Annotated in this window: 13 protein-coding genes; 3 read left to right on the plus strand and 10 right to left on the minus strand. The window is 44.9% G+C overall.

Annotated features, from left to right (window positions below; genetic code table 11):
- Positions 1–92: 92 nt before the first annotated feature.
- Positions 93–281, minus strand: a complete 189-nt coding sequence (locus ACJ751_RS19140; RefSeq protein ID WP_407747124.1) for a hypothetical protein — start codon at positions 279–281, stop codon at positions 93–95.
- A gap of 159 nt (positions 282–440) precedes the next feature.
- Here ACJ751_RS19140 and yiaA point away from each other — a divergent pair, with 159 nt between their 5' ends.
- Positions 441–848, plus strand: a complete 408-nt coding sequence (gene yiaA / locus ACJ751_RS19145; RefSeq protein WP_407747125.1) for an inner membrane protein YiaA — start codon at positions 441–443, stop codon at positions 846–848.
- A 181-nt stretch (positions 849–1,029) separates the two neighbouring features.
- On the opposite strand, the gene ACJ751_RS19150 is transcribed toward yiaA, so the two are convergent.
- The 4 genes from ACJ751_RS19150 to ACJ751_RS19165 all read right to left on the minus strand — a co-directional run bounded on the left by ACJ751_RS19150 (position 1,030) and on the right by ACJ751_RS19165 (position 5,351).
- Positions 1,030–2,076 (minus strand): sensor histidine kinase, encoded by a 1,047-nt coding sequence (locus ACJ751_RS19150; RefSeq protein WP_407747126.1) that lies wholly within the window; start codon positions 2,074–2,076, stop codon positions 1,030–1,032.
- Positions 2,077–2,083: 7 nt separating this feature from the next.
- Complete coding sequence (locus tag ACJ751_RS19155; protein WP_407747127.1) at positions 2,084–2,473, minus strand: response regulator; 390 nt, start codon at positions 2,471–2,473, stop codon at positions 2,084–2,086.
- 371 nt (positions 2,474–2,844) lie between these two features.
- On the minus strand, positions 2,845–3,474 hold the full coding sequence (locus ACJ751_RS19160) for a response regulator (RefSeq protein WP_407747128.1): 630 nt from the start codon (positions 3,472–3,474) through the stop codon (positions 2,845–2,847).
- Positions 3,471–5,351: a PAS domain S-box protein gene (locus ACJ751_RS19165; protein ID WP_407747129.1), complete on the minus strand. Its 1,881-nt coding sequence runs from the start codon at positions 5,349–5,351 to the stop codon at positions 3,471–3,473. The genes ACJ751_RS19160 and ACJ751_RS19165 overlap by 4 nt, the downstream gene beginning before the upstream one ends.
- Positions 5,352–5,860: 509 nt before the next feature.
- On the opposite strand from ACJ751_RS19165, the gene ACJ751_RS19170 reads away from it, so the two are divergent.
- The gene (locus ACJ751_RS19170; protein ID WP_407747130.1) at positions 5,861–6,226 is read left to right on the plus strand and encodes a winged helix-turn-helix domain-containing protein; all 366 of its coding nucleotides are present in this window, start codon (positions 5,861–5,863) and stop codon (positions 6,224–6,226) included.
- Positions 6,227–6,246: 20 nt separating this feature from the next.
- On the opposite strand, the gene ACJ751_RS19175 is transcribed toward ACJ751_RS19170, so the two are convergent.
- From ACJ751_RS19175 to ACJ751_RS19195, 5 genes are all read right to left on the minus strand, one after another.
- On the minus strand, positions 6,247–6,951 hold the full coding sequence (locus ACJ751_RS19175; RefSeq protein WP_407747131.1) for a GNAT family N-acetyltransferase: 705 nt from the start codon (positions 6,949–6,951) through the stop codon (positions 6,247–6,249).
- Positions 6,952–6,979: 28 nt separating this feature from the next.
- Positions 6,980–7,564, minus strand: coding sequence for a PhnA domain-containing protein (locus tag ACJ751_RS19180; protein WP_407747132.1), 585 nt, complete (start codon positions 7,562–7,564; stop codon positions 6,980–6,982).
- A 61-nt stretch (positions 7,565–7,625) separates the two neighbouring features.
- Positions 7,626–8,180, minus strand: coding sequence for a hypothetical protein (locus ACJ751_RS19185; protein WP_407747133.1), 555 nt, complete (start codon positions 8,178–8,180; stop codon positions 7,626–7,628).
- A gap of 45 nt (positions 8,181–8,225) precedes the next feature.
- A complete protein-coding gene (locus tag ACJ751_RS19190) occupies positions 8,226–9,731 on the minus strand; it encodes an NAD(P)H-hydrate dehydratase (protein ID WP_407747134.1) in 1,506 nt (501 codons plus the stop codon).
- A 12-nt stretch (positions 9,732–9,743) separates the two neighbouring features.
- Positions 9,744–10,940, minus strand: a complete 1,197-nt coding sequence (locus ACJ751_RS19195) for a serine hydrolase domain-containing protein (protein WP_407747135.1) — start codon at positions 10,938–10,940, stop codon at positions 9,744–9,746.
- A 242-nt stretch (positions 10,941–11,182) separates the two neighbouring features.
- Between ACJ751_RS19195 and serA the strand changes: the two genes are divergently transcribed.
- A partial coding sequence (gene serA, locus ACJ751_RS19200; RefSeq protein WP_407747136.1) for a phosphoglycerate dehydrogenase occupies positions 11,183–12,172 on the plus strand: 990 nt, incomplete at its 3' end.

Genomic DNA, 12,172 nt, shown 5'->3' on the forward strand with positions numbered 1-12,172 from the left:
TTTGTGACCCGTAAACTCAACGAATAAAATCATTTCGTTTTACAGTGACCGTTTTAGGCGCCGTAATAACCTTTAGTTGTTTATTGTAAAAATCAGCCGGAAATAATAAACGATACTTTGCCCAGGCCTTTATCATCAGGACCGCATAATACCACATTGCCTGTTTTAAGATCAATGGAGTTGATCTCTTTGGCAAGCATGTTCTTTGGCTTTTCCCTGCAGGCAAACATCAGTGTGGCGGCCATGAGTGCAACCGTTATAACCAATTTGAACTTGTTCATGATAGTGACGGGGTTGAATGGCTATTGAATGCTGATTCCGTGTGAAGCGTACGGATGGGATATGCAATAAATTTAAGAATATTTTATGGGTTTTGATTCTATCTTTATTTTGCTATTTTTACTTTTCCGTTCATTTGAATGTAACCTTAAAAACAACCCATGAATCAAAAACCCTCAAACGCCTTTATTGCAGCCTCGTGGATTGCCCTTGGCGCCGGTATGCTTGGATTTTTAATAGGCTTGTGGCGCGCTGAAATGCAGCTGAATGAAAAGGGATATTATTTTACAGTTTTAATGTTTGGTCTTTTTGCTGTTATTTCTCTTCAAAAAAGCGTTCGTGATAAACTCGAAGGTATTCCTGTTACAGAGATCTATTATGGTTTAAGCTGGTTCTGCACAATTCTGGCCGTTGTATTATTAACGGTTGGTTTGTGGAATGCCACTATCCTTCCCAGCGAAAAAGGGTATTACGGATTCTCTTTTTTACTGGCTTTATTTGGCGCTATTGCGGTGCAAAAGAATACCCGCGATGCGAAGGCCGTTACTAAAGACGTTAAGAAAGACTAATAACCGGCTACTATTTACTTTAATTGATAGGCCCTTCCCGATGTATCGGGAGGGGCTTCTTATTTGCCTAAATAGTAGGGTGCAGTAGCTATAAAAATCAAAAGCTTCTGAACGGAAGTCAGAAGCTTTTGAAAAGGTACAATGCTCAATTATTTTGAACAGTATGTACATGTATGGGTTTTCATATAGGAATGCTGATGTGTAATCTGCAGCCTTTACCTGGCGAGGTAATGATCTCGCATTGACCATGCAGGTTACGGGTGCGCTCTCTGATGTTGATTAATCCAATGCCATCCACCTGGTGGTCAGGCTCGAAACCAATGCCATCGTCGTCAATAAGCAACTCTACATGCCGGTCATCGGTTTCGAGTGTCATAACCACCGTCTTTGCTCTGCTGTGCTCTATTATGTTCCTGAATTGTTCCTGCAGGATACGGTAAATATTGACCTTCTTGTAATCAGAGATCAGGTCTTCATTAAAGTGATGGATACCGAAAAGGATATTGATCTTGTGGATTGTCCTGACGTCTTCAATGAAAGTTTTCACACTTTCGAGTAGGGTATCTTTTTGTAGTTTTTGTAACACCATGCCACGCGATAGCTTCTTTATCTCATTTATTGCTTCTTTCAATAATTCAATGGTCACTTCCTTGGCTTTTTGATTGTCTGCCTTATACACCTGAACAAGGTCCAGGTGTAGTTTGGCAGAACATAGCAGTTGGTTCACATTATCATGTAACTCTTGTCCTATTACCAACCGCTCATGCTCCAGCATTTTGAACAACATGCCGGAGATGGCGTTTTGTTGATGAATTGGCGTGGTTGCGTTTTGTTGCATGTTCAATACGCTTTCAGCCTGCAACGCCTTTTCGCTCATGTGACCCGCGCAAAGTATATAGCCATTTGTCTCTTTTCCTGAAACCAGGTGGAAAAATGACCATTTAAAAGTCTGTGTATGGTTAGGGCCGGCATAGGTGTACAGATTAATGGGCAGGGTTTGTAAAAAAGGATCGTTGTTTGCCAGCAGGGTATCGAAAACTTCCCGGTCGGTTTCTGAAAGCAGGGATTGAAATTGATCCAGTTGCTTTGGGGTTCCTGGTCCAAACTCAGCGTTCATGGCCGCATTCATAGAAAGGATCCGGCCGTCTTGGTCAATAATTGCATAGTACACCGATTCCATTCCGCAGGCAGGCGGAGTATTCGGTGACGATCCGTCACTCAGGTTCATAGCTAGTTTACTTTTGTTTTACAAGGCCTTCCAGGGCCTCATCTGTTATACCTGTAATGGAGTCATATCCCATAGACTTTTCTACATAATAATCAGCTCCCAGGCGCATGCATGTTTCGAAATATTCCCCAGGGTCGTTATTGGTAAGCATGGCAATTTTTACCTGCTTGTTGATGCCCCTGATCTTTACCAGCAAATCAATCCCACTCCTGTCTGGCAGGTTAATATCAAGGAATACAACGTGTGGTATTTTTCTGGCGAACATCGTTATGCCATCTTCATAGCAGCCGGCTACCGCTATGGAGGCTTCATTGTAGCGTTCTAAAAGCAGTTGTTGGACACGATGAATGAATAAGGCCGAATCATCAATTATGAGGATACAGAGAGAATTGCTCATTCATTGCCTTTTGTTTGTTTAGAATGCAAAGGTAGTTCCAAACAGGTTACCTGTAAATAGGATCAATTGTCGTTTTTGTGTAAGGATGACAATTACTGTTTGTGGTGGTTTGTACTACAAAGAAGTGTTATTAAATTATTAAGTTAAAAAGGCAGTAGGCAGTGGGGGGAAGGCAGAAGGCAAAGGGCAGAGGGCAAAGGCCTCGTCGCGGCCCTCCTACGCCAAGGCTTGCGCTTCCGCTAAAGCTTCAGCGACACGCGGACGGCGGGTGAGGCAGAAGGCTTCTTCGCGGCAGTCTCGCTAGCCAGAATACTGCGAATAGTTATGAGGCTGCCAACTCCCCCTCCACCGGAGGGGGCCGGGGGGAGGCTTTAAATCAACTTATTTTCCACCGCATATAAAGTAAGTTCTGCATTATTCTGCATGCTCATTTTTTCAAGTATGCGCGACCGGTAGGTGCTTATCGTGTTTACGCTTAAGGAAAGTAAGGTGGCAATTTCGGAAACCGTTTTCCCGGAGGCCAGTCGTTTCAACACGTCAAATTCCCGTTCAGATAATTTTTCGTGCGGTAACTGGTTCGGGTCGTCGCCAAACGAGGCGGCTAATTTTTCGGCTCCTTCGGCGCTTACGTATTTTTTGCCCTGCAGCAATTGCCGCACGGCTTTCAGTAGTTCTTCGGGATGGCTTTCTTTATTTAGATAACCGGAAGCGCCCGCTTTCAGGGCCCGTACCACATACTGGTCTTCAGGATGCACGCTCAGGATCAATACAGGCGTATTGGGCAGGATCTTTTTCAATTGCTTCAGGGTTTCCAGGATGTTGCGGCCGGGCATGGAAATATCTGAAATGATCAGGTCCCATTTTGCGGCAACGGCTTCGTGCAGCAAGGCAGAAGAATCGGTTACTTCGCTCACTTCGGCGCCGGGAAATTCTTCCCGTAATAAAGTGCTCAGGCCTTTGCGGATAAGGCTATGGTCATCGGCTATTAAAAATTTTGTCACTGTTGAGTGATTTCCTGGTTTGTGATTAGTATGGGTATGGATATTAGTATATAGGTCCCTTTGCCGGGGGTACTTTCAATTTGAAAGTCACCATCTATCATCAGCGCCCTTTCCTGCATGCCCTTCAGACCAAGCGTTTTTTTGTGGGCCATTTCATTCGGGTTAAATCCTTTTCCATCGTCGCGAATTTCCAGCACAATCCTGTTTTCTTCCTGTGAAAGCACGGCGTCTACCCTGGTGGCGCCAGCGTGCCGGGCAACATTGGTCAATGCTTCCTGGTAGATACGGAACAAAGCATTGGATTGCTTTGCACTGAATTGTGGCTCGTACAGCAGGCTTTCAAAAACGCAGTGAATGCCAAAGTTCTTTTCAAACTCGCGGCTTTGCCATTCCAGCGCGCTAACCAGTCCCAGGTTATCGAGGATGCTGGGTCTTAGCTGGGTGGCTATTTTGCGTACCGATTTCATGGTTTCTGCCAGCAACTGATCGGCCTGTTTCATTTTTTCTATCATCTCCTTTTCTTCCGGGTTCAGCTTTTTGCTCATTTGCATAAGATCGAGCTTTAACAGGGTCAGTTGCTGACCGAGCTCATCATGTATTTCCCTGGAAATATGTTTCCGTTCTTCTTCCCTGATGTTTTCGAGGTAGGAGGAGAGTTCCCGTAGTTGCCGGTGCGATTCTTTCAGGTCCTGTTCGGCTTTCACCTTGCCGGTAACATCATTGGCTACCACATAGAGGTTCTTGTTGCCTAAGCCTATGGAAATGGAGAATTCTATGTGTTTTTTTGAGCCATCCTTACAGGTTACTTCAAACTGGCATAATAAGGTTGTTTTTGTTTTCAGTGCAGGACGTTTGGTAGCCTGTTCGCGGGCCGTAATCACCATATTGCGATAATTTTCATCGGGGTAGGCCTTGTTCAGCCATTCTTTGCGGGTGGGAATATCTTCTTTTGTATAGCCAAATGTATCAATAAAGGCATTATTCACGAAGCGGGTTTCGCCTTTATCACTAAATACACAAATAGGAATTGGCAATTGTTCGGAAATGTTCCTGAAATTCTTTTCTTTTTCATGCAATGCCCTTATAAATCTATTCTTTTCGGTAATGTCATTAAAAGTTACATAGAGCAGGTTCTCAGTTGTTGTGAAGGAGATTTCCAACTCCTTCACACTGCCATCCTTGCAATAAATAGAGGCTTCCACCGGACTGGATTCCTTTTTTTCCCCATTATATACCTTTTCTAATTCCGCCCGCCAAACCTTTAACACTTGTTGAAAATACGCTTCATCCTTGTAGGCGGCCCTTGTCCAGTGATCTATATCCGGCAGATCTTCGATGGTATAGCCAAACCATTCTGTGAATTTGGGGTTGATGAACACAAACCGTTTGGGGTCATGTACTTCATATACCGCAATGGGCATGGTTATTTTTTCAAGAATGCGCCTGCACTTGTTTTCTGTGGCCAATACCAATTGTTCTGCCTTTCCCCATTCTATAAGATCGCCTGGCTGAGGCATATGCGAGGCGTTTACTGCTGCATGCCGCACGCTCTTATGTATCATCAACACTAACGGTTGTTTGCGTACCTGCCAAATAGAACAGTCATAAGTTGCCTCGGGTAATTTTTTTGAGCAGAATTCGAGCTGGATGATGGCCTCTGTCTGTTTATTCTTTTTTGAAATGGCGTTCTTTAAAACAGCTTTTGAACCGGGCATCAGAAAGGACTGAATTTTTTTACCTACACACCGCTTTCCAGCCACTCCATGCAGCCTGGCCTCCTTTGGCCAAATGCCATTTATCACACCTGAACTTTTTTCAATCGACACTAAAATGACATCATCGGAACGGTTGTTTATTACTGGCATACTTTTATCCATCAAACGGGAGTTGATTTAAGTATGTATAACGGGTTAAGTTTATAAGTTAATGCTTTTCTAATTTAAATAACCAGTAAACCGGTTATTTTTTAATACACACCCATTTACCGGGAGTTTCTTATTGGCTAGACAGGCCCATTAAAAAAAAAGCTGTCCCGGTTTTGGAACAGCTATTAAAAAAATTACGGAAACTTATTATTTGTTTATGTTGAGATCGTAGCCTTGTATGATTTGTCTTTAATAACATCATACAGCTTGTTTTGTGCTACATCAACGATATAAGCGGTCTTTATCGCCAAACGGGATCTCTACCAGGTCTTTTCCCGGGTCTTTATCAACTTATACCAGTCCATCGATGCCGGTTTCTCCGAATCTGGTTAAAATGAATATGGCGTCTTTGGTTGCAATATGTTAGAAATAACGGTTAGGGATGTATGAGTAGTTTATTTTTGAGATTCTACTTTTAAGTAGCTAATGTTGAGTTATATTAGAATATTTATCATTGCATTATGAAAAAACATTTGAGGGACATATTAACAAATGGTGAATTTCGGGTGAATGGCAGTTTGTGGGTAGAAGGAAATGGAACCCGCTTTTTTGGTCCCGGCCCGGTTGAGTTGTTACAACTAATTGAAGAAACCGGGAGCATAAACCAGGCTGCCAAGAAAATGGGGATGTCGTATAAGAAAGCCTGGGAAATTGTAAACCGGTTGAATGAGATCGTTGGCAGCCCCATGGTGATCACTGCAACCGGTGGTGAAAAGGGTGGGGGCTCTTCGCTTTCAGAAGAAGCCAAACAACTGATTGAGTGGTACCTGTCGTTACGGGAGCGGTTTCGGAAATTTATGGAAGAGGAAACCGGGAAGATGCGATAGTCAATTGGCAATTGCAATTCCTATTGGGGCGAAGGATGAGTCACCAGTTGCCAGAAAGGGATCGTTCTTCTGGTGGTAAACCCCAGGTATTCATACAACCTGATGGCCCGTTCGTTCGTATGAACCACATGCAGGAATGGCGTATTGCCAGTTTGCAGGTTGTTGTTGCATAGATGGGCTATCAGGTATTGTGCATATTTTCTACCGGTATAGGCCGGATCGGTACAAATGGCGCTTATTTCTGTTAACTGATGAAGCCGCATTCGTTCCCCCGCAATGGCTACCAGTTGTTCCTGCTGCCAAATGCCGGCATAATTGCCCAAACGCCAGGTGTCTTTTTCATAATAACCAGGCTGCACTTTGTTAATGAGGTGGAGCATATCAGCACTATACGTCGCATTCAGTGGGGTAACAGGAACCAGGTTGTCAGGCAATGCTATCGGTTGTTGCAGTACCATTTGTACGCAGGGTAGCTCTTTCAATAACTGCATTCCGGCAGGCAATGGCGGCAGCTCGCCGATCAGGTAAAAGATCTCACCGGGCTCAAACAGGTCGCGCAGGGCAACCAGGTTTTCTGTTGTAGCTGTTTCAAGCGCAGCAAAAGGTAAGATGCCGCGTTGGTATCGTTTTACCTGCTGAGGCCCAATAGCAAATTGTTGTTGCACACCGGTTAGCGCCCACCAGGCCGGGTTATCAAGTGTTGAAAATGGATCACTGGAATGCATACTGCAACTTAATGATTACCGTTCAGCACTATGCGTTCTGCTTCCTAACATATTTGGTAAGTATCACAATTACCTGGCCTTCTATTTTACCTTCAATTTGTTCGGTATTATCTTCTACCAGGCGAATGTTTTTTACAACTGTTCCCATTTTTGCATTTAATGTAGAACCTTTTACATCCAGTGATTTTGTCAGGATCACCGTATCGCCGTTTTGCAGCAGGGCGCCGTTACTGTCTTTGTGCAATTCAACAGCGTCGTCGTTATCATGATCGCCGGCTGCTTTGGCCCAGGTTAGTGTTTCTTCAGCCAGGTACATCATATCCAGGTTTTCCATTGCCCAGCTTTCCTTTTTCAGGCGATTCAACATCCGCCATGAAACAACCTGTATACCTGGTATTTCACTCCACATGGTTTCTGATAAAAAAGTCCAGTGATTGTTATCCAGTTCCGCTTTTTTTTCAATCTGTGCGCGACAGGTATCACAGATCAAAATAGTGTCATCCGCATTGCTATAGGGTTGGGGCGTTACTTCATATATTTTTAACGGATCGCCTGATTTGCATAATTCACATTGGTTACCGCTTCGTTGCTTTAACTGTTCTTCCAGTTTCATAAATGGGTTTAAATTGGCGGCGAAAGTAATATTTTTAGTCAAAACAACATTGGGCCTACAATTATCTGCGTTTCTCTTTTCTGATCTTCCAAAGGCTTATACAACAAACTACTACCCACAAAAAGGGATAGATCATTTCTTTCAAATAAAAATTTATGGGTTCGGCTGGCTTTATAATTAGTCCAGGTATGTTTGGCTGGTTGTTAACCGGCGCATCCCAGAGCATATACAGATAGGCAAGCCAGCACACGAACGCTGCGCTGAACAAACCAATGATTAACCAGGTTACAGTAAGGAATTTGGTATTTTTTTCTGTACGGATCTTAGTAATCGAAATAACAAAAAAGACCATTATTAAAAGGATCAGCAAATTGGTTGTATTTCCATTGCCGGCAACTTTCAGAAACTGGATGGGAACCCAGTCAAAGAAGCCCAATTTGAAATAGCGCAAGGCGAATGCAACGACAAAAGCGCCCAGCATCACAACCGTAAATTTCTTCAGTTTGGTAATGCCATGGAATCGGATGGCCCGGTAAAAGAAGATAAGGAAAAGGATCAGTAATATAACATAAGGCCCATAAATGATAAGGTTGATCAGAAAAGGGGACGTTTTCATATTATATCGGATTGGGAATTTTAAAACGGCAATATCAGGATTTTCTTATAACGATTGATAGGCCTGACCTAAAAAATCTACCAGGTCAGAGGCTATCAATGAAGGCTGGGAGGCAAAGGAAGCGGCCAGGTCGCCGGCACGGCCATGCAGGTACACGCCCAAAATGGCGGCATGCAGGGGTGAATATTTCTGCGCCAGCAGGCCGGTAATAATACCGGTGAGCACATCGCCGGTGCCACCGCTTGCCATCCCGGGATTGCCGGTGCTGTTAAAATAGCCCTTGCCATCGGGTGAGGCAATAAATGTATACCTGCCTTTTAAAACGATGTATAAATTATTGTCTGTCGCCGTTTGCTGAGCCAGCTGTATGCGGTCATAATCATTGGCCGTCTTACCAAACAGCCGTTCAAATTCTTTGGGATGCGGCGTGAGTATGGAGCCCAATGGTATCTTGTTCAACAATGCTTTTTCCTGTGCTATCGCGTTCAACCCATCGGCATCGATCACCATGGGGCGGCGGTTCTGTTCAAAAACCGAATACAAAAGGGCAATATTGCTGACGTTCGACCCCAGTCCGGGGCCAATGCCAATAGTATCGTATTTGTCCATTTCCTGCGCAGCATGGCCGGAAGTGGCGCTTTCATTGGCCGGGCCCGTTTTGCACATGGCCTCGGGCACTGAGGTTTGCAAAATGTTGTAACCCACTGCCGGAATGTGACAGGTTAATTTGCCAACTCCGCTGCGCAAGCAGGCCCGGGCGCATAAAACGGCTGCGCCCATCATACCATAGCTGCCGGCAATAAGAGCGGCATGGCCATAATCGCCTTTATGGGAAAACGGTTTTCGCGGCTGCAGCAATTGCCTTATCATCGGCTGGTCAATAAGTAACAGGGACGAGTCCTGGATGGATAGGAAACCGGGGAGCAGCCCAATGTCAAGCAGGTGCACTTCGCCAATGCCGGCTGCATTTTCGGGCATCAGGAAAGCCGGTTTAAAGCATTGAAAACTAAGGGTGTGGTGAGCCTTTATTACAATATTACCCCGGCCGCTGTGGTCAACAAAGAGGCCGCTGGGAATATCTATGGCAATCACTTCATTGTTACTATTATTAATATGTTGAATGAGGTAAGCGGTAAGTCCGTCGGCGGGGCGGTTGATGCCGGAACCCAACAGCGCATCGATGACTATGTCTCCCGCCTGGATGCCATGCAACGTTTCTTCAGAAGAAACGAAGCGGATGCTGGCGCTTGTGTCGTGCAAACGGGCCAGGTTCATCTGAAAATCTACCGTTCCTTTGTGGCCAAATTCCAGTATGTAAACGGTAACGGTATGATGGCTTTGTGCCAGCAGACGGGCAATTACAAGGCCATCGCCCCCATTGTTGCCTTTTCCGCAAAAAATGGTAAAGGCCCTGCCCTTATAATTGTTTTGCAGTAACCATTCGAAGCAGGCCGTAGCGGCGCGCTCCATCAGGTCTACAGAAGCAATGGGTTCGTGGCGGATGGTGTATTCATCCCACGCTCTAATTTGTTCGGTAGCAAAAATTTGCATTCCGAAAATTAATTACTTTTTGGCAGAACGGTGGCCGGTTGATCTCTTTTTATGGGCCACGGCGTGTGAGCGACGTTTTACGACCGGCTTTTCAATCCCGCCAACTTGTTGCTGGTTAGGATCTTCATCGTCGTAGCGGTTATTATTTTGCAGGTAATTGCCGAAGATATCGGCCATTTCTTTCACCTTGTATACGTAGCGGCAGTCGTTATTACACAGGGCAATAATGGTGGCATCTTCATCCTGCATCCGATAGAAGGAGGTGCGGTTGCCATGCCACCAGCCATTGTGGTAAATGAGCTTTTTGCCATTATTCAACAGGTACATGCGCCAGCCCAGTCCGTAATTGTGGGTGCCCGGTTTTTCAAAACTGTAACCGGCATAAGCCTGGTCGAGGGTAGACTTTTTAAAGAGGGTCTCATTTTTCATGCCCTGGTCCCACTTCAGCAGATCCCGCACGGTGCTATAAACGTTTTTGTCGCCATACACCGCATCGAGAAATTCGAACCTATATTCTTTTCCGCTGTAATAAAAGGAGGGCATATATTTCGCTGAATCGGCGAGGGTGAAAACATAGGAGTCTTTCATCCCCAACGGTTCGAAAAATGTCTTTTTCAGGTATTGAGGGTACGACAGGCCGCTTACTTTTTCAATGATGAGGGCCAGCAAGGCAAAGTTGGTATTGGAGTAACTAAAGCCATGGTTGGCGGGCGCTATAGGTATTTTCTTGTAGTTGGCGATAAGGAAATCAAGTACATCCTGGTTGGAAACCATCTTGTGTTTATCCCAACCCATTTCGCCCATGTAGTGGTCGTACTTTGGAATGCCGCTGCGATGGTTCAGCAACAGTCGCACAGTTACGGCTTCCAAAGGAAAGCCCGGTAAGTATTTTGAAACGGGATCGTCGATATTGAGCTTGCCGTCCTGCCACAGTTTAAGGGTGGCCATACCGGTAAAGGTCTTTGATACTGAGGCAAGATGGAATGGGGTGGAAGGCGTGATGGAATCTTTCCTGGTGCGGGGATCTACGAAGCCATTGTACGATTCGTAAATGATCTGTCCGTTTTTCGCCACCAGTACGCTGCCATTGAACCTGGTTCTGCTGAAGGTGGAGTCGAGATGGCTGCTGACCCTTCTCTTATAATAACTCATCTCTTCGGGGGTTAATGGAACGGCATGAGTAAGTGATGAAGTATCACTTTCATTCATAGGGGAGGAAGTAACCTTCTTATTGTTAACTCGAGCACAACTCTCCAATACCACTAGGGTTAGCAACAACCTGACTATGTTTTTCACCAGGACTATTAATTTATGGTTTCAACTAATGTACGAAGTTACAGAAAACGGTTCAGTAACGGGGCATGAATTCAATTTCTATGCCCAACTTTTTGCAACTATGAACTATATTTGCAATCTTTTAACTAAGATAACGTAAAAGCAGTAGGAGTATTATGACCGACAAACAAATTACGAGTTATCCCAAGGAAAAGATAAATATTCTTCTACTTGAGAACATCTCTGACACGGCTGTTAAATTCTTTAAAGACAATGGTTACACATCCGTTAAAAAGGTAACGGGGGCATTAAGTGAAGAAGACCTGATTAAGGAAGTGAAGGACGTGCATTTGCTGGGTATCCGATCCAAATCGCAGATCACTCCGCGTGTACTGGATGCGGCAAAGAAACTACAGGCAATCGGTTGCTTTTGTATTGGTGTTAATCAGGTTGATCTAAAATATGCTAAACAACAGGGTGTTGCGGTGTTCAATGCACCGTATTCCAACACCCGTTCCGTAGCTGAACTGGTTATTGGTCTGTCTATTTTGTTAATCAGACGCATTGTAGATAAAAACAAAGCTGCCCATGAAGGCGTATGGATGAAGGATGCGAAGGGCAGTTATGAGCTTCGGGGCAAAACCCTGGGTATTATCGGGTATGGCAATATCGGCACGCAGGTAAGCATTCTGGCCGAAGCTATGGGTATGCATGTTATCTTCTACGATACCATTACCAAGTTACCGCTGGGTAATGCCGTTGCCAAGAAAACGTTGAAAGACGTGGTAAGCCAGGCAGACATTATAACGCTGCATGTACCCGAAACGGCTGCCACCAAAAATATGATCAACAAGAACACGATCAAGAATTTCAAAAAAGGTTCTATCCTCATAAACTATGCCCGCGGGGAAGTGGTTGAACTGGACGCGCTGGCCAAAGCGTTGGAGGAAAAACAACTGAGCGGCGCCGCAGTGGATGTGTATCCCTGGGAGCCTGAAAAAAACGGCGACAAATTCTCTACTCCGTTACAGGGTTTACCCAACGTGATCCTGACCCCGCACATCGGTGGTTCAACCGAAGAGGCGCAGGAAAACATTGGGGAAGATGTGAGCAATAAATTGTACCAGTATCTTGAACATGGAACAAGCATTGGTTCGCACACGGTG

This window comes from Niastella sp., assembly GCF_045805085.1.
Taxonomy (GTDB): domain Bacteria; phylum Bacteroidota; class Bacteroidia; order Chitinophagales; family Chitinophagaceae; genus Niastella.

Excerpts from the sequence above, each read along its gene's own strand:
- ACJ751_RS19140 (WP_407747124.1), bottom strand. The coding sequence starts at position 281 with ATGAACAAGTTCAAATTGGTTATAACGGTTGCACTCATGGCCGCCACA.
- yiaA (WP_407747125.1), top strand. The coding sequence starts at position 441 with ATGAATCAAAAACCCTCAAACGCCTTTATTGCAGCCTCGTGGATTGCC.
- ACJ751_RS19150 (WP_407747126.1), bottom strand. The coding sequence starts at position 2,076 with ATGAACCTGAGTGACGGATCGTCACCGAATACTCCGCCTGCCTGCGGA.
- ACJ751_RS19155 (WP_407747127.1), bottom strand. The coding sequence starts at position 2,473 with ATGAGCAATTCTCTCTGTATCCTCATAATTGATGATTCGGCCTTATTC.
- ACJ751_RS19165 (WP_407747129.1), bottom strand. The coding sequence starts at position 5,351 with ATGGATAAAAGTATGCCAGTAATAAACAACCGTTCCGATGATGTCATT.
- ACJ751_RS19170 (WP_407747130.1), top strand. The coding sequence starts at position 5,861 with ATGAAAAAACATTTGAGGGACATATTAACAAATGGTGAATTTCGGGTG.
- ACJ751_RS19175 (WP_407747131.1), bottom strand. The coding sequence starts at position 6,951 with ATGCATTCCAGTGATCCATTTTCAACACTTGATAACCCGGCCTGGTGG.
- ACJ751_RS19180 (WP_407747132.1), bottom strand. The coding sequence starts at position 7,564 with ATGAAACTGGAAGAACAGTTAAAGCAACGAAGCGGTAACCAATGTGAA.
- ACJ751_RS19185 (WP_407747133.1), bottom strand. The coding sequence starts at position 8,180 with ATGAAAACGTCCCCTTTTCTGATCAACCTTATCATTTATGGGCCTTAT.
- ACJ751_RS19190 (WP_407747134.1), bottom strand. The coding sequence starts at position 9,731 with ATGCAAATTTTTGCTACCGAACAAATTAGAGCGTGGGATGAATACACC.
- ACJ751_RS19195 (WP_407747135.1), bottom strand. The coding sequence starts at position 10,940 with ATGAATGAAAGTGATACTTCATCACTTACTCATGCCGTTCCATTAACC.